The sequence below is a fragment of the Halomonas sp. NO4 genome (assembly GCF_010994375.1).
Taxonomy (GTDB): Bacteria; Pseudomonadota; Gammaproteobacteria; order Pseudomonadales; family Halomonadaceae; genus Halomonas.
On sequence record NZ_WHMA01000036.1, the window covers coordinates 9,538 to 28,110 of the forward strand.

Below are 18,573 nucleotides of genomic sequence, written 5' to 3' on the forward strand. Positions count from 1 at the left end.
CATTGGCTTCGACGTGGTCAACGACTACTACGACCCCACCATCAAGGAAGCCCGGCTCGAGATTCTCGAAGCCACCGCCCGTGAGCACGGCAGCGACTACACCTTCATTCGCGCCGACCTGGCCGACCCGCAGGCCGTCAACGACGCCTTCGCAGCCCACGAGCCGCAGCGGGTGATCCACCTGGCCGCCCAGGCGGGCGTGCGCTACTCGCTGGAGAACCCCCACGCCTACGTGCAGAGCAACCTGGTGGCATTCACCAACATCCTCGAGGCGTGCCGGCATCATCGGGTGGAGCACCTTACCTACGCCAGCACCAGCAGCGTCTATGGCGCCAACACCAAGATGCCCTTCTCGGAACACGAAAGCGTCGACCACCCGCTGCAGTTCTACGCCGCCACCAAGAAAGCCAACGAGTTGATGGCACACAGCTACAGCCACCTGTACCGCCTGCCCACCACCGGGCTACGGTTCTTCACCGTGTACGGCCCCTGGGGCCGGCCCGACATGGCGCTGTTCCTGTTCACCAAGAACATCCTCGCCGACGAGCCCATCCCGGTGTTCAACCACGGCCACCACACGCGCGACTTCACCTACATCGACGACATCGTGGAAGGGGTAATTCGCGCCAGCGATGACATCGCCGCGCCCAATCCCGAGTGGAACAGCGATGCACCCGACCCGGCCACCAGTAACGCGCCGTACCGGCTGTTCAATATTGGCAACAACAACCCGGTGAAGCTCTCCGCCTATATCGAAGCGATTGAAGAAGCGTTGGGCAAAAACGCCAAGAAAGACCTACTGCCTCTGCAGCCCGGCGACGTGCCCGACACCTACGCCGACTCCACCGAGCTGGAACGCGCCGTGGGCTACAAGCCCGCCACCCCCGTCAAGGAAGGCGTGGCTAACTTCGTCGCCTGGTACCGTGAGTTCTACGGCGTCTAGTCTGATTCCCTGACATCGGCTAGGTGGATCAGCCAGTTAAGCGGCTCGAGCTCACGCAATGATTGTCGATAACCCCCGCCTTATCGTTGCATGTCAAGTAAATCAATGAGTTAACGAAGTCAGCGCTGCAACCTTGCAGCGCTGCCCTGCATTGTTGCAGGCCAATCGGCGAAATACGTTTTTCTGCAAACTTGCAGGATTCTGGCCAGGCAGACCGTATTCGCCGTGACCAGCACCGGCAATAATGCAGGGTACTTGGCAAAGATGCAGGGCGGTTGGTGAAAAGCCATTTCCTGCAAAAATGCAGAATTCCGGCCAGGAAGGCGTCAAGCCTCCGGGCCATCACCGGCAACAATGCAGGCGAAATTGGCAAGAGTGAAGGGCGATTGGGGAATGCTATTTTCTGAAAAAGTGCAGGATTGAAGCATAAGATCTATTGATATCCATCCCCACACCGACATCGTCAACGACCACTCGGTCCACGTCCATCAGAGAGACCTGCTGCACTTCTTCAGCGCGATATGTGTCACTTTCCGCCTCACCTAGGGCTGGTGCACAGCGAGCCCAAGCACAAGCTGCCCTTGCCGCCGAGATCAAGGACAGATGGAAGGCAAAAGGACATCCCATTCGGGGTACCCATGCCTAATAATACTCCATCCTAACTCCGGAATATTATGAACAATCTTGTCACCGGCAATGCCGGCTTCATCGGCTTTCACACCGCCAAGCGCCTGCTGGAACGCGGCGACAGCGTGATTGGCTTCGACGTAGTCAACGACTACTACGACCCCACCATCAAGGAAGCCCGACTCGAAATCCTCGAAGCCACCGCCCGCGAGCACGGCAGCGACTACACCTTCATTCGCGCCGACCTCGCCGACCAGCAGACAGTCAACGACGCCTTCGAAGCGCATAAGCCGCAGCGGGTGATCCACCTGGCCGCCCAGGCGGGCGTGCGCTATTCGCTGGAAAACCCCCACGCCTATGTGCAGAGCAACCTGGTGGCCTTCACCAATATCCTCGAGGCATGCCGGCATCATCGGGTCGAGCATCTCACCTATGCCAGCACCAGCAGCGTCTACGGCGCCAACACCAAGATGCCCTTCTCGGAACACGAAAGCGTCGACCACCCGCTGCAGTTCTACGCCGCCACCAAGAAAGCCAACGAGTTGATGGCGCACAGCTACAGCCACCTGTACCGCCTGCCCACCACCGGACTGCGCTTCTTCACCGTCTACGGCCCCTGGGGCCGGCCCGACATGGCGCTGTTCCTGTTCACCAGGAACATCCTCGCCGACGAGCCCATCCCGGTGTTCAACCACGGCCACCACACTCGCGACTTCACCTACATCGACGACATCGTCGAAGGGGTGGTCCGCGCCAGCGACGACATCGCCGCCCCCAATCCCGAGTGGAACAGCGATGCGCCCGATCCGGCCACCAGCAACGCGCCGTACCGGCTGTTCAACATCGGCAACAACAATCCGGTGAAGCTCTCCGCCTATATCGAAGCCATCGAAGATGCCCTGGGCAAGAAGGCCACCAAGGACCTGCTGCCCCTGCAGCCCGGCGACGTGCCGGATACTTATGCCGATTCCACCGAGTTGGAGCGCGCCGTGGGCTACAAGCCTGCTACTCCGGTGAAAGAGGGTATCGCCAACTTCGTGGCGTGGTATCGCGAATTCTACAACGCTTGATCCGGGGCATCTTAGCGCCCGCCTAATCCGGCGCAGGAGCGCTGCTCGCATCGCAAAGGCGAACTGCAGCGAGAAACAAGGAAGAGAGGGAGCAAGGCAATGCCTGACGAAGATTACCCAAGCGCCGGGCAGCGTCTCTACAAGGACGCCGATCACTTGCTTACGGAAGGTCGCCATGCCACCGCCACGCATCTATTTGATCTTGCCCAGCAGCAGTGGACACCAACTTGCTGGTGACCGCACTGGGTCAGCATCTCGCCATCTCGCCGCTGATTTGAAATGCAGACTTATTCGAGTAGGCTTATTAGCATTCTAAAGTGCAACATGAGCCGTACATGGCGCCCCTTAGATTAAAAATTCTATGTCTCGTTTTTCCTACGGCCGCTTGAGCCCTGTTGATTTTGAGTACTTGGCTGCCGATGTGCTCAATCAGCGAGAAGGCGTTATCTTTGAACGCTTTGCCGAGGGCCCAGATAGCGGGATTGACCTACGCTATCAGCCTCCCGGTCACTCCTTGGTTATTGCCCAGGCAAAGCGTGTTATGGATCGAAGCGAGCTGAAGCGCCAAGCCAGGTCGGAGCGTGTAAAGCTGCAAAGGCTGAATCCCGCCCGCTACCTGCTAGTGACCAGCTGTGCCTTGACACCCCATAACAAGGCTGAGTTGCATGAGCTGTTGGCTCCTTGGTTGAAGGCTCCTTCAGACATAATCAGCGGCTCTGACCTGGATGGTTGGCTTGGCAGCAATCCCCACCTGCTTCGCCGTCACGTCAAGCTGTGGCTGCAGGATGCCGAGCAGCTAGAAAGCATCCTGCACAGCGCTATTCATCGACTGTCACAGGCCTATCTAAGTGGATTGCAACGTGATCTGGTGCCGTTTGTACATCATGACTACGTTGAGGAAATTGATGAGACGTTGGCTAGGTACCACTGCTGTCTGATCACCGGTGCTCCCGGTGTCGGTAAGACGACGCTGGCGGGATATTTGGCATTGCGACAGGCAGCAGAAACGGGCCATGAACTACACGCCTTTGTCGATCGCCAGATCAAGGATGTCTGGTCCATTCTTGACCCAACTCGTGAACAGCTATTTATCCTTGACGACTTCCTTGGTGCCAACTTTCTGCAGGAGAGTGAGGGACTGGCTCTCGAGCGTCAACTGATTGAACTGGTTCGCGCGGTCAGCCATGCCAATGGCAAACACAAACTACTGCTCACCACCCGGGACTATGTACTTCACCAGGCCTGTTGGCGGTTGGAGCGCTTGGGGGATGCCACGGAAGAGCTAGGCCACGTCACTGTTGATATCCAGCGGCTATCTTCTATCCATCGAGCGCGACTTTTGCACAGTCACCTCTTCCATGCGGGCCTCCCCAGCGAGCTGCTGACGCCTTGGATACGTCAACGTGAATACCACCGGGTTATCCAACATCGTAATTTCAATCCTCGACTGATTGCCGCCATGGCAGGAGATGCGCATCAACTTCATCAAGGTGAATTCGGGCAGTGGTTGATTCAACAGCTTGACAACCCCGGGCGCTACTGGGAGAAAGCCTTTCGCAAGCTAGGTGCAGGGGCCCAGCACTTTCTCTATGTATTGGCCCTGACAGACCAGCAAGCTGCGCTCGAGGATCTGACAACGCTGTTTCATTGTGTGCATATGCAGCTCATGGGTGGTTCGTCTCAGCCCGATGCCCTGCGTGAGGCAATGACAGAGTTGGAACCGAATTTCATTGTTACTCACGAGCGAGCCGGCCATCTGTGGTGTGCCTTTGCCAACCCTGGTGTGGCCGATACTATTTTTCAGAGACTGGCCGGTCATCCTGCTGCACAACAAGCCCTCTGGCAGCATGTGGGGCTTTTCCAACACGCAGTATGGCTTTTCAAGTTGCTTCATCCTCGCCAGCACTTTTGCGTGCTATCGCCATGCAAACGAAACCAGCTAGAGCAAGAGCTAGAAAAGTTAGTCGATTTGCTCGACGCTCCTGCTCGGAGGTATGCGGCACATGGTCGTGTTATTCCCAATGAGGGCTGGGTATCGGAAGTCCAATATCCTGACTGGGGTGCTCGACTCGTTAATCTATGGATTCTGATGCAGGGGGAGGAATCTTGGCGGGCTCATTTTCCATCCCGGATTGAGCAGAAACTTCCTTCGGGGCTGAATTGGTGCGAAGTGTTCGAGGGCAATGACTATGATACCTTGCTAGATTTTGCGGGGTGCATGAGCCGGGAGACTCGGGAGCTGGCTTGGCAGGGGGCTTTGGAAGCTTTCGAAACTAGCGAGCAAGCGTTAGCCTTGGTTCGATATGCGCAGGCTCAGCCAGAAGCCGCGGCTTTCTATATTGCCTGCCGTGAAGAACTGGAATACGCCTTGCACGAGCGCCTTGATGAAGAGTTGCAGCAGGCCGACGACGATGATTACGTTAGTAGCTGGCTCGATGATGTACAGCATATTGATGGTTGTCTGGGCTTGGATATGTCGCCAATGAAAGCCAGCGGCTATGAGCGTCTAGAAATGCTGCGCGATGACAGCCGTTACGAGGAAGGCGAGCGGCTGGAACAACACCACTTTCCAGATCGCTCTCCTGAAGACTATGAGACCGATGCACTGTTTCGCGGTTTATTGACGGCCGACCGATAATCCCTACCGCATATCCGCAAGGACGCGCCATGCACCACCTCACCGATATCCATATTCAGAACTTCCGATCCTGCAATAACGTCACGCTATCGCTTGGCAACTGTACCCCCATCGTCGGCTACAACAATGCCGGAAAATCCAACATCATGGCCTCCATCGAGTGGCTGGTGGCGCCACGCGCCCTGGGAGAGGACGACTTCTTCGACACCACGCAGCCTGTGATTGTAGAGGGCGCAATCGAGGGGCTGGACGATGCCATGCTCGACCGGCTCGAGGCCGGACACCGCAAGAAGATCGAACCTTTCATCCTGAACGGCCGGATGATGCTGCGCCGAGTGCAGGTTGAGCCCGGTGGTGGCAAAGCAGCCGCGAAACTTGAGGTTCGCAATCCGACCACCGCACCGGAAGGCGAAGGGGCCTGGCAGGGCCCTCCGACAGGTATTCCCCAAGCGATCCAGGCGCTGTTCCCGGAGCCCCTCTTCATCGGCGCCATGGAAGACGCCGCCGAGGATGCCACCAAACCCAAGGCGGGCAGCACACTGGGCAAGTTGCTGGCGGAATTCACCACCCCGCTGGAACAGGCTCATGGCGCGGCCATCCAGGCGACCTTCGACGCGGTGAGCCGGCAACTCGCCTCCGATGGTGCCGAACGGGTGGAGGAACTTCAGCGCTTCGACCGCGAAGCCAGCCAGGCCGTTGCCGATTTTTTTCCGGGCATCAACCTTCACCTGGATATCCCGGTGCCAGAGGTCAAGGCGCTGTTCAAGCAAGGTACCGTCAAGGTCAGCGAGCAGGAGCGCGGTAACATCCGCGACTTTACCAGCCTGGGCCATGGCGCCCAGCGCAGCATCCAGATGGCGCTGATCCGCTACCTGGCCGAACTCAAGGCGGAGGAGGGGGTGAAAGCCCAACGCCGCCTGTTGCTGATCGAGGAGCCTGAGCTGTTCCTGCACCCTCAAGCCATCGAGCAGGTTCGCCAGGCGCTGCAACGATTGTCCGGGCACGGCTATCAGGTCATCTTCGCCACCCACTCGCCTGTCATGGTTGACCGCAAAGCGCTACCCTATGCCCATATCGTCCGCAAGCACCCTGGCAGCGGCGAAACGCGCATTATGCCCTCCGTGAAGGAAGCTGTGGACGCCCATGTGGCCAACCCAAAGAGTCGCGTCGAAACCCTGATGGAGCTGAAGAACGCCAGCGGCTGGCTGTTTAGCGACCGAGTGCTACTCGTGGAGGGAAAGACCGAGCGGCGGGTGTTGCCCACCCTTTATCACGCCGTCACCGGCCGCACCCTGGCCGAAGAAAGAATCTCGCTGGTGGAGCTCGACGGTTCTCCCGCCCTGGCGCAGTGCCTGACGATCCTGGAAGCCCTCGGCATCGAAGCCCACGGCCTGACGGACTTCGATTACTGCCTGCTGCTTGCCGGGCATGCCGGCTTCCTCGAACACGACGATGAGCACCTGAGGGAATGCCTGCGCCAGATCGAAGCCATGCAGCAAGAGGATGATCGCATCCTGCTCACCCAGGACGGTCGGCCGCGTGGCCCCAAGGGGCTGGAACGCGGCATGAAGGCCCACGAGGTGGTGGTGGCCTGGGCACAGCGCGAAGAAGCCCAGCCGGTGGCCAGGGCCCTGCACGACAAGCTGAAGCACCACCGCATCTGGTTGTGGCCTGCGGGCGATATCGAAAGCCACCTGGGACTCACGGGCAAGAAGAACGAAACCTACTGGGGGCCGTTCTGCGCCCAACTGGAAGTGCAACCCTGGCATGAGGTCGTCGACGACGATGCCATCGTCGGTGCCTTCATCGACTGGTTCAATCGCCCCTGATCCCCAGTAAGCCAATAGGGATCGTTATCCCATGCCCTTAAAGGCCTGTGGCTTCGGCACACGCCCCGAAGCGATCAAGATGGCGCCGCGCCCAATCCCGAGTGGAACAGCGATGCGCCCGACCCGGCCACCAGCAACGCGCCGTACCGGCTGTTCAACATCGGCAACAACAACCCGGTGAAGCTCTCTGCTTATATCGAGGCGATTGAAGAAGGGCTGGTTAAACAAGCCATCAAGGATCTATTGCCACTTCAGCCCGGCGACGTGCCGGATACTTATGCCGATTCCACCTAGCTGGAGCGTGCCGTGGGCTACAAGCCTGCTACTCCCGTCAAGGAAGGCGTGGCCAACTTCGTGGCGTGGTATCGCAAATTCTACGGCGTCTAGTTTCCCGACCCTGAATTATTGGAAAATACACATGCAAGACCGCTCTATCGCTGTCATCGGCCTAGGTTACGTTGGCCTGCCGCTGGCCGTGGCCTTCGGCAAGGTACGCCCCGTGGTGGGCTTCGACATCAACGCCAAGCGCATTGCCCAGCTCCGGCAAGGCCACGATGCCACCTTGGAGGTGGACGACGAGGAACTGCGCCAGGCCGAGCGCTTGCAGTTCACGGCAGAGGTCGACGCGCTGGTCGAGTGCAATACTTACATCGTTACCGTGCCCACGCCCATCGACGGCCACAAGCGGCCCGATCTCACCCCGCTGATCAAGGCCAGCGAAACGCTGGGGCAGGTGCTAAAGCGTGGCGATATCGTCATCTATGAATCCACCGTCTACCCCGGCGCCACTGAAGAGGTGTGCGTACCGGTGCTGGAGCGGGTCTCTGGGCTGACTTTCAATCGCGACTTCTTCTGCGGCTACAGCCCCGAGCGCATCAACCCCGGCGACAAGGAGCACCGTGTTACCACCATCAAGAAGGTGACTGCCGGCTCCACGCCCGAGGTGGCCGAGCAGGTGGATGCACTCTACCGCGCCATCATCACCGCCGGCACCCACAAGGCGCCCAGCATTCGCGTGGCCGAAGCCGCCAAGGTGATCGAGAATACCCAGCGCGACGTGAACATCGCCCTGGTCAACGAGCTGGCACTCATCTTCAACCGGCTGGGCATCGACACCCAAGCCGTGCTGGAAGCCGCCGGCACCAAGTGGAACTTCCTGCCTTTCCGTCCCGGCCTGGTGGGCGGGCACTGCATCGGCGTAGACCCTTACTACCTCACCCACAAGGCTCAGGAGATCGGCTACCACCCGGAAATGATCCTGGCCGGCCGGCGCATCAACGACGGCATGGGGCAATACGTGGTCTCGCAGCTGGTCAAGGCGATGATGAAGCAGCGCATTCACGTGGAAGGTGCCCGCGTGCTGGTGCTGGGTTTCGCCTTCAAGGAGAACTGCCCGGATCTACGCAACACTCGCGTGATCGACATCGTGCACGAGCTGGCCGACTACAACGCCAACGTGGACGTATACGACCCCTGGATCGACTCCGAAGAGGCGCAGCAGGAATACGGCATCTCGCCCGTGGCCCAGCCCCAGCCCCGCCAATACGACGCCATTATCCTCGCCGTGGCGCACCGCCAGTTCGACGAGCTGGGCGTAAAAGCCATCCGCGATTTCGGCAAGCCGAAGCATTTGTTGTACGACCTGAAGCATTTATTCAGTGAAACAGATGTAGACCTTAGGCTTTAATCATATGAGAGCACGTATGGAAAAGTCGCGCCGCGCTATTGCTTTCGTCTGCAAGTTTGAAAAGGCCAATTGGCAGCATGTTTGAAAGACTCTCCAAGCTATATAGCCTGCTCACCGAAGAACAGCGCAAGCGGCTGCTTTGGCTGCAGGTGCTGGTCGTGCTGATGGCCTTTGCCGAGGTGGCTGGGGTGATCGCCATCGGTCCTTTCATGGCTCTGGTAGGCGACATGAGCCGCCTTCAAGGCGAAGGCACCCTGGCACAACTTTATCAGGCTAGCGAATTTAGCGACCCTGCCGACTTTCTCTTCTGGTTGGGCATTGCCGTGCTCATCACTCTTGCGGGCGCCGCTGCCATCTCGATGTTCACTGGCTGGCGGTTGGCGCTTTACGCTAACCAAGTCGGTGCTGAACTCAGTGTCCGGCTATACAAGCACTACATGCAGCAGCCATGGCTATTCCACGCCAGCGGCACCAGCAGTCAGCTGACGAATCAGATCGCCCAGGAGTGCAACCGCATCACCAATATGGTGATCCGTCCACTAATGATGATGAACGCCAAGGCGGTGATGGCATTGGTCATGGTCCTCGCGATCTTTTTGTTCAACCCCATGGTGGCGTTGGCCGGCTTAGCGCTGTTCTCTGGGGCCTATCTGCTGCTTTACCGCACTGTGCGTCGCAAGCTGGTTCGTAATGGCCAGGCGATCACCCGTTCCAACCGCGAGCGATTCAAGCTGATGAATGAAGGATTTGGCGGTATCAAGGACACGCTGCTGCTGGGCCGCCAGGCCGACTTCAACCAGCGTTTCGAGGCCAGCAGTCGCACCTTCGGCCGTGCGCAAGGCACCACTCAGGCACTCTCTCAGGTTCCTCGTTACGCTATGGAACTGATCGCCTTCGGTGCGGTGATCTTCTTGGTGCTTTATCTGCTGGCCGCTCACCAGGGCAATCTAGGCACCATCCTGCCGGTGCTTTCCGTCTATGCGCTGGCGGGCTTCAAGCTGCTGCCCGCCTTCCAGCAAATCTACACAAGCGTCGCCCAGGTGCGCGGAAATTTGGCAGCCTTCGACAGCCTGGAACAGGACCTGAAGGCCAGTCAGCATGTATCCACGGACACTCCTCCGGCCGAGCAGGCAGGCCATTTCGTGCCGCGCCACGAGATTCGCCTGGAGAACGTCACCTTCCATTACCCGGGCAAGGAGGAAGCCGCGCTCGATGGTCTGAGCCTGACGCTACCAGTCAATCAAGTAATCGGCCTGGTTGGGGCCTCCGGTTCCGGCAAGTCCACCGCCATCGATCTACTGTTGGGGCTGCTCGAGCCCGAGCAGGGCGCCCTGACCGTGGATGGCCAGCCCCTGGCGCCCGAGCAGAAACGTGCCTGGCAGAACAGCCTAGGTTTCGTGCCTCAAGCCATCTTCCTGGCCGATGCTAGCATCCGCGAGAACATCGCCTTCGGCCTACCGCCTGAGCGCGTCGACGAGTCGCGTGTTGAACGTGCCGCCCGAATGGCGCACCTGGATGAACTGCTCGCAAGCCTACCCGAAGGCCTGGATACCCGTGTGGGTGAGCGCGGTATCCAGCTCTCTGGCGGGCAGCGCCAGCGAATCGGTATTGCCCGTGCGCTATACGATGATGCCGAGGTGTTGGTGCTGGACGAAGCCACTAGCGCCCTGGACGGTATCACCGAAAAGCTGGTGATGGACGCCATTCACGACTTCTCTGGTAAGAAAACCGTCATTATGATCGCCCACCGCCTGGCTACGGTGAAACAGTGCGACTGTATTTATCTCATGGCCGATGGCCGCGTCGTGGATCAGGGCAGCTACGACGAACTGGCTGAGCGAAACTCCATTTTCCAGCGAATGGCTGAGCATTCCTAGATAATTATGTCTTAGTTTAGAGATGAAAACCTTGAAAAGCACTATATTGATAACTGGCGGGACAGGTTCATTTGGCAAAGCGATGGTGGATTATCTGCTTGGCAAAGGATATCAAGATATCCGAATCCTGAGTCGTGACGAGGCCAAGCAGGAAGAGATGCGTATTGTCTACAATCGTCCGGAGCTTAAGTTCTACATCGGCGACGTGCGCGACCGTCACTCTGTGGACAAGGCCATGCGTGGTGTTGACCTGGTGTTCCATGCCGCGGCGCTCAAGCAGGTTCCTTCGTGCGAGTTCTTCCCGCTGGAGGCGGTGAAGACCAACATCCTGGGCAGCCAGAACGTGATCGACTCCGCGGTCGAGGCCGGCGCGAAGAGCGTGGTGTGCCTGAGCACCGACAAGGCGGTGATGCCGGTCAACGCCATGGGCATGTCCAAGGCAATGATGGAGAAGACCGCCCAGGCGGCCAGCCGCCAGTTGGGGGAGGGCGAGACCACCATTTCCTGCGTGCGTTACGGCAACGTGATGTGCTCCCGCGGTTCCGTGATTCCGCTGTTCATCAAGCAGATCCAGGAAGGCAAGCCGCTCAGCCTCACCGAGCCGAGCATGACTCGCTTCATGCTTTCGCTGCCTGATGCCATCGAACTGGTCAATTTCGCCTTCCAGCATGCCCGCCAGGGCGACATCTTCATCAAAAAGGCACCAGCTTGCACCGTGCAGATGCTGGCGGAAACCCTGCTGGAGCTGTTCGAGGCCAACAACGAGATCCGCATCATCGGCATGCGTCACGGCGAGAAGCTCTACGAGACGCTGGCCAGCCGTGAGGAACTGCGCCGCTCGGAGGACATGGGCGCCTACTATCGTGTCAGCTTCGATGATCGTGACCTGAACTACAGCAAGTACTTCACTGAGGGCGACGTGGAAGAGGCTTCCACCCAGGATTACCATTCCCACAATACCTATCAGCTCGGCAAGGAAGAGCTCAAGCAACTGCTGCTGACGCTGCCGGAAGTGCGAGCCGCGCTGAACGCGTAACGCCCATGATGCCCGAACTCCTGGAGGTTGAATGAAGATCGTTGTCACGGGGGCCAACGGCTTGTTGGGTCGCCATCTGCACCTGCACCTGCGTGCGAGGGAGCAGTACCGGGCAGGCCTGGTGCTGCTCGACCGGGAATCGTTCAATGACGATGGCTGGCTCGCCCAGGCCCTGGAAGGTGCCGACGCCGTGGTTCATTGCGCCGGCATTAACCGCGACAGCGACGAGGTGGTCGAGCAGGGCAATCGGCAACTGGCAGAGCGGCTGACGGCGGCCATGGAAAGGGTTGGTGCCAGGCCCCACCTGCTGTATACCAACAGCACCCAGCGGGAGCGTGACAACCCCTATGGGCGGGGCAAGCAGGCGGCACACCGCGTCTTCGTCGAATGGACGCAACGGCAGGGGGCCCAGTACGCCGAGCTGGTGTTGCCCCATGTGTTCGGGGAAGGGGGGCGCCCCTACTACAACTCAGCCGTCCAGACCTTCTGCCATCAGCTGGCCATGGGCGAGGAACTGGCTATCAACGGCGCCGGGCAACTGGAGCTGCTGCACGCCCAGGACATCGCGGCAGAGATTCTGGGCGCGATCGAGCGTGGGCGCACCGGCGAGCTGCGCCTGCAGGGGCGTGCCATGAGCGTTGCCTCGGCTGCCGGCAAGCTGATCGACATGCACCGCAGTTACGCGAATGACATCATTCCCGACCTGCGTGATCGTTTCGATCTGCAGCTGTTCAACACCCTGCGCAGTTTCCTCTATCCAGCCTTCTACCCCCGGGAGCTGAAGCTTCACAGTGACGACCGGGGCGCCCTGTTCGAGGGGGTCAAGAACCGCAACGGCGGCCAGGCGTTTCTTTCCACCACCAGGCCAGGCATCACGCGAGGCAATCATTACCACTTCAACAAGGTGGAGCGTTTCCTGGTAGTGAAGGGGCAGGCGGTGATCCGCATCCGGTGTCTGCTGGACGACCACGTCGAGGAGTTCCACGTCAGCGGTAACGCACCGGCGTACGTCGACATGCCAACCCTGCATACCCACAGCATCACCAACACGGGCGATGATGAGCTGCTGACGATGTTCTGGAGCCACGAGCTCTTCGATCCCGAGCACCCGGATACCCACTTCGAGCCCGTTCTGGAACAACAGTGAGTCATTCCATGAAAGTCATGACCATCCTGGGCACGCGCCCGGAGATCATCCGTCTGTCGCGGGTGATGGCCGCCCTCGATCAGGTGGTGGAACACCGCATCGTGCATACCGGGCAGAACTACGACTACGAACTCAACGATGTCTTCTTCGAGGAACTGGGGGTGCGCCGCCCGGATCACTTCCTCGAGGTCGACACCTCGTCGCTCGGTCGCAGCCTGGGCGAGATCCTGATCAAGACAGAGACAGTGCTGCTGGAAGAGCGCCCCGATGCGGTGCTGGTGCTGGGCGACACCAACAGCGCCATCGCCACCTTGATGGCCAAGCGGATGAAGATTCCCACTTACCACATGGAGGCCGGCAACCGTTGCTTCGATGCCAACGTGCCGGAGGAGATCAACCGCAAGATGGTCGACCACCTGGCCGACTTCAACCTGGTCTACACCGAGCACGCCCGGCGGCACCTGACCAGCGAGGGCCTCTCCCACCGCTTTATCTACCTGACCGGCTCGCCCATGCGCGAGGTGCTGGAACACATGCTGCCCCGAATCGAGCAGTCCACGATCCTCGAGACGCTGGGACTGGAGCGGGGCAAATATTTCATCGTCAGCGTGCATCGCGAGGAGAACGTCGACAGCCGCGACAACCTGCGCGAGGTGGTCGCCGGGCTACAAGCGCTGCACGATGCCTACGGCTTTCCGGTGGTGGTTTCGACCCATCCGCGCACGCGCAACCGCCTGGAGGCGCTCGGCCTTGCGGAGGACAGCGACGCCATCCGTTTTCTCAAGCCGTTCGGCTTTCTCGATTACAACCACCTGCAGGTGCATGCCTACTGCGCCATCTCCGACAGCGGCACCATCAGCGAGGAGGCCTCGATCCTCGGCTTCCCGGCCGTTACCCTGCGCCGTTCCATCGAGCGCCCGGAAGCGCTCGATACCGGCGCCATCGCCCTGACCGGGCTCTACAAGGAGGTGCTGGTGGACGGCGTGCGCATCGCCACGGCTTCCCGGGAGGTGTTCTCCGGAGCACAGCGCGAGATCCCGGAAGAGTACAAGGTGCGCAACACCTCGGAGCGGGTGGTGCGCCTGATCACAGGCACGGCCAAACTGACCAACCGCTGGCGCAACATGGACGAGTTTAGCCGTTATGATTGGTAATTCATTCTAGCTCCTTTTTTAGGCCGCTATGTTTTTTACACTTGGATATAGTTACAATTAATTGAAAAATCGCAGTAAAGTTTGTGATGAACGCTTAAAAGCCTTCGAATATGTAAAATCTGATAGGTGGATAGAGTTAATAATTTCCGAAATGGTGTCGCAAGTGAAAGTAAAATATATTTATTTTTTTAGAGGGTCGTTAAAAGAACATGTTGGGTTGTATAAAGCATGGGTAGACGCCGTTTCTGATTCTGTAAATATTAATATGACCACTTTTATGACAACAAGGAACTATAACGAGCAAAAGAGCTTGGTTGACAAGTATACTAATCAGGGAGTTGATGTGTTTCATGCTAATGCATTCTTCTTGAAGCTTTGTATTCCTGCTTATTTTTTGTTCTTAGCATTAAGGTATGATGGCGTGGTGGTTCATGTAAGGAAGCAGAATACAAATATGTTAAATTTCATTAAAAAAATAACAAAAGGGAAATTGCGATATATTATAGATATAGAAGGTGATGTTGAGTCCGAGTTGAAGTATTTGGAGAGGCCTGAAAAAAATTTATACGATGGGTTTTATAATAAAGAGGTAAAGCACTTAAGAGCTGCAGCAAAAGCGAATGGTGACATGATCAGCAAGGCTGATGCTGTTATTGTGCCAACTGAAAAAATGAAGGAGGTGTACTTAAATCGTTACTCGGGTATTTTAAGAGATAAAATATCTGCTCTCCCCACAGCATTTAGTGGTAATAAGTTTTACTATGATGAGGCACTGAGGGCGAAGACAAGGAAAAAACTGTGTCTTGAGGGTAAAACGGTTGTAGTGTTTTGTGGAGCATTGCATTATAGCTGGCAAAATATAAAAAGAAGCATAGAGGTTTTTAATAAGTTAAGCCAGCATGGCACATATAATGATCTATATTTTTATATACTTACAAGGCCGCAGGATTATGCTATAGCTGAAAATTTTATGGCGCGACTTAATGTCGATAGTCGCTGTTACACATTGGATAGTGTTCCGCATGAAGATGTAAATGCTGTATTGAATGCATCTGACATAGGAATACTGTTAAGAGAAGATGATTTGCTGAACAAGGTTGTCTCGACTGGAAAGTTAGGGGAGTATTTAGCCGCCGGGTTGCCTGTTATAACAACAAAGCATATTGGGTTTTATTCAAGGTATTTAGAAAATAAAAAATTTGCATACCTTTTTGATGATATCTTTAGTGATGATGAGCTTGATAAGCTTATCAAAAAACGTGATTTGTTATTGTCAGGAGATCAAAGGTATAAATTAAGCAAGTGGGCAACAGATAAATTTTCTGTGGAGTCTCAACGGATGGCGTATTTAGACGTATTAAAAAAAGTTGAGCGGAGTTTTCAAAGGGCTGTCAATACTTAATCATATTTTACTTCTACTGTGTTACGAATTGATTTTGAGCTTGTCCAGAAGTAGTGGGTACCTCATTAAGACAGTACACTGAGGTGAGGTGAGCCATGGCAAGGAAAGCAGCTTCGATGAAAAAGACTCGTACGTACCCTACCCGAAGGGCGCCAGCCCAAGGTTAGTATAATGCCACCCTGGTTTCTGTACACCTTACGCAACTAGTGCAGGGTAGGCTCTGGATGCCATATAGCCTAGTGACTGATGTGGCCGTGTGGCCGTTTTTCGTAGTACCGGATCCAGCGCCTGATGATCGCTCTAGCTTGGCCCAACGACTCGAATCGATGCTGCCAGAGGAACTCCTCCTTCAAGTATCGAAAAAAACGCTTGACATGACCGTTCTGCTTCGTGGTATACGGCGTCGTAAACCCTAGGGTGAGCCCATGCGCCTTAGCTGTGCCCACAGTAGTGGCGACTGCTAAAAACCAGGCCGTAATACCTCTCGAACCCCTACTCAGAGGCCCGAGGGTCGTAAAAAGGCCTTTAAGGTGGCTAACATCCGTGCAGGCCATGACGTCCTGCAACGGCAGAAAGCCAGCGTGCTGGCAGTGTTGGAGCCCTGTTGGAGCCCACGCGGACATCCAGTGCCCGATTGCCTACTGGTTAGCGCAAGCGGGTTCCCGGTGCATCTCTGGCCTTTTCCCTGGCTTGTGCCCGTGTTCGGGAAGCGCTGTATACCTATGGAACAAGCATAATCGCAAGAATGCGCGTGTTTTGATGTGTCTGCTGACCCACCACGGTATGTCGCAGTCATTTCATGATCCGCTGCGGGATGGGGGCTCTGATATCCAAGAGATTTCGAACACCTGCCAACTGATCTCTCAGGCGCGGACTCGTTGCCGGCACAGTCTGGTTAACCACTATCTGGTCTTATAAAGCTATAAAGCTATAAATTTAATTGTTTAAGAGAGTGTTTTATGTGTGGATTGTTTGGTTTTTTCTCTAGGAATGAAAATATTAGTTCGGAGCAAGTTAAAGCGGCTAGAGAATCATGCAGCTTGCTCTCTCACAGAGGGCCCGATCAGTATGGTGAGTGGCTCACAAATAATGGTTATATTGGTCATCAAAGGTTGAGCATTTTAGACCTTAGTGATGCTGGACGGCAGCCAATGGTTAGCAAATGTGGAAAAGTGATAGCTACAGTTAACGGAGAAATATATAACTTTAAATCCCTAAGGAAAGAGCTTGGAGAGCATAAATTTTGTTCTAACAGTGACTCTGAGGTAGTAGTACATGGATATATAAAATGGGGAATTGAAGGGTTGCTAAGTCGTCTTAGTGGGATGTTTGCTTTTTCGGTGATTGATTTTTCGAAAAATACTCTATTGTTGGCTAGAGACCAAATTGGAATTAAGCCATTATACTATTGCTGCGATGGCGGCTTAATGGTTTGGAGTTCTGAGTTGCAGCCAATCAAGTCTTTCTACGAAAAATTAAACCTCCCATTGGTTAATGATAAGACGGCTCTTTATGATTTCTTGACATATAAGTATATTCCGTCACCAAAGACTTTGTATGCAAACTGTTTCAAACTGGAGCCTGCCCATTATTTGAGTTACAGCTTAAAAGATGGGGGGGTATCTAAATATAAGTATTGGGCCTTGGAAGTATCAAACAATGGCCCTGATAATATAGAAGATGCTAGCCAAATATTAAGGGGGCTGATAGATGAAAGCGTCCAAGAACAGATGGTTAGTGATGTGCCTTTGGGGTTTTTTTTAAGTGGCGGAGTTGATTCAAGCGCTGTTGTTGCGTCTGCAACAAGTTTTAACAGTCATTGTGAAACTTTTTCAATAGGGTTTGATGCCCCTAGCCATGACGAAACTTATTTTTCAAGCATTGTAGCCAAGCATTGTAAAACCCGACATCATGTTAAAAAAATTAGTGCGGAGCACCTTTCTGAGGTGAATGATTTTCTGCATAATCTTTATGGAGAGCCATTTGCAGACACCTCAGCTATTCCTACATACCATGTGGCAAAGTTCGCTAAAGAAAAAGTAAAAACTGTTTTGACTGGTGATGGGGGTGACGAACTGTTTGGCGGTTACGCTTGGTACGAACGTTTTGAAAAATTCCATAGGGCTCAGGGGGTTGCGCGTTTATTTAGGAAGAAAGATATCAGATGTTTTTTGTCAAAGGGGAAGGTGGGTTATCTAAGAAAAATCATGTCTAGGCTTGATTTGTATTGTATGTTAGATCCCATTTCACTATATGTTTCTCTTTTGAATGGATACACAAAGCACGAAAAAATAGAGTTGAGAAAGTTTCTGGAGATTCCTGATGACTATGATGACTATTGGTTTTTTAGGCAGTACTGGCGAACGGACTTAGGAGTGAAGAAGAATCTCCAGTTCTTGGATTTTCATACATATCTCCCTGAAGATATTTTGACGAAAGTAGATCGAGCCACAATGAAAAATTCTTTGGAGGCGCGTGTTCCATTACTTACGCCAAAAATAGCAAATTTCGCATTTTCTTTACCTGAAAGTGTTATCTATGATGGAGCAAAATTAAAGGCATGCTTGAAGAGGGCATATTCATGTTCTCTCCCAAATGAAATTGTAAATCGTAAGAAAAAAGGATTTAGCATCCCTCTTTATGCCTGGGGGGAAGCAGAAGCAGATGGCGTTAAGGGCGTGAATAAAAAAATATTGAATGGTTATATGTCGCAGGGGTAGCTTGGCTTTTTTACGAAATGTAGGTTCTGCTAATTTTTATACCGTAGCAACATAGAAAAAGTATGGCGGGACGAACGAACTATCTGGTTCCAGCTGGTCCTTGATCAAGGACATTGTTTTTCCACCGCAGAACAACGGCTCTTCGTTGTTGGGCATGGAATCTGGTCTCGGTGTTGGGCCGCCATAATGATCTTGCCCAGCAGCAGTGGACACCTTGTTAAGACAGTACCCCCACTGTCAAGCTAGTTGGAGTATCAGCGGCTGTTAGACTCTTAAGAATAAGGGGGCGTAACGAGGTTCCGATGAAGTACTCCGACGAGCGCCGAGAAGCCATCCTCAATAAGCTGCTCACGCCGCATAATTGCATAGTGGGGGAAGTGGCCCTGTCAATGGCCATCAGAAGTGACCCACCAGCGGTCAACAAAATTGACCCACCCGTGATC

12 protein-coding genes are annotated in these 18,573 nt (G+C 55.2%); all 12 read left to right on the forward strand.

All coding sequences use genetic code 11. The annotated features are described in order from the left end of the window. Positions 1 to 943 (forward strand): NAD-dependent epimerase (locus tag FEF15_RS16530; RefSeq protein WP_240454206.1); only part of this gene is annotated, 943 nt, incomplete at its 5' end. A gap of 674 nt (positions 944 to 1,617) precedes the next feature. Continuing rightward, a complete protein-coding gene (locus FEF15_RS16535) occupies positions 1,618 to 2,640 on the forward strand; it encodes an NAD-dependent epimerase (RefSeq protein ID WP_163560263.1) in 1,023 nt (340 codons plus the stop codon). Between the two features lie 99 nt (positions 2,641 to 2,739). Further along, on the forward strand, positions 2,740 to 2,877 hold the full coding sequence (locus FEF15_RS16540) for a hypothetical protein (protein WP_163560264.1): 138 nt from the start codon (positions 2,740 to 2,742) through the stop codon (positions 2,875 to 2,877). 124 nt (positions 2,878 to 3,001) lie between these two features. After that, the gene (locus FEF15_RS16545; protein WP_163560265.1) at positions 3,002 to 5,278 is read left to right on the forward strand and encodes a hypothetical protein; all 2,277 of its coding nucleotides are present in this window, start codon (positions 3,002 to 3,004) and stop codon (positions 5,276 to 5,278) included. 29 nt (positions 5,279 to 5,307) lie between these two features. Next, on the forward strand, positions 5,308 to 7,107 hold the full coding sequence (locus tag FEF15_RS16550) for an AAA family ATPase (RefSeq protein WP_163560266.1): 1,800 nt from the start codon (positions 5,308 to 5,310) through the stop codon (positions 7,105 to 7,107). 418 nt (positions 7,108 to 7,525) lie between these two features. Then, entirely contained in the window at positions 7,526 to 8,794 is a 1,269-nt protein-coding gene (gene tviB, locus FEF15_RS16555) for a Vi polysaccharide biosynthesis UDP-N-acetylglucosamine C-6 dehydrogenase TviB (RefSeq protein WP_163560267.1), read from the forward strand. A gap of 77 nt (positions 8,795 to 8,871) precedes the next feature. Then, positions 8,872 to 10,671, forward strand: a complete 1,800-nt coding sequence (locus FEF15_RS16560; RefSeq protein ID WP_163560268.1) for an ABC transporter ATP-binding protein — start codon at positions 8,872 to 8,874, stop codon at positions 10,669 to 10,671. 22 nt (positions 10,672 to 10,693) lie between these two features. Further along, complete coding sequence (locus FEF15_RS16565; RefSeq protein WP_163560269.1) at positions 10,694 to 11,707, forward strand: SDR family NAD(P)-dependent oxidoreductase; 1,014 nt, start codon at positions 10,694 to 10,696, stop codon at positions 11,705 to 11,707. 31 nt (positions 11,708 to 11,738) lie between these two features. Then, positions 11,739 to 12,854 carry an NAD-dependent epimerase/dehydratase family protein gene (locus FEF15_RS16570; protein WP_163560270.1) on the forward strand — a complete coding sequence of 372 codons (1,116 nt, stop codon included), beginning with the start codon at positions 11,739 to 11,741 and terminating at the stop codon, positions 12,852 to 12,854. Positions 12,855 to 12,862: 8 nt separating this feature from the next. Further along, positions 12,863 to 14,008: a UDP-N-acetylglucosamine 2-epimerase (non-hydrolyzing) gene (gene wecB / locus FEF15_RS16575; protein ID WP_163560271.1), complete on the forward strand. Its 1,146-nt coding sequence runs from the start codon at positions 12,863 to 12,865 to the stop codon at positions 14,006 to 14,008. A gap of 163 nt (positions 14,009 to 14,171) precedes the next feature. After that, a complete protein-coding gene (locus tag FEF15_RS16580; protein WP_205598560.1) occupies positions 14,172 to 15,410 on the forward strand; it encodes a glycosyltransferase in 1,239 nt (412 codons plus the stop codon). Between the two features lie 959 nt (positions 15,411 to 16,369). Continuing rightward, positions 16,370 to 18,130, forward strand: coding sequence for an asparagine synthase (glutamine-hydrolyzing) (asnB, locus tag FEF15_RS16590; RefSeq protein WP_163560274.1), 1,761 nt, complete (start codon positions 16,370 to 16,372; stop codon positions 18,128 to 18,130). Positions 18,131 to 18,573: the final 443 nt, after the last annotated feature.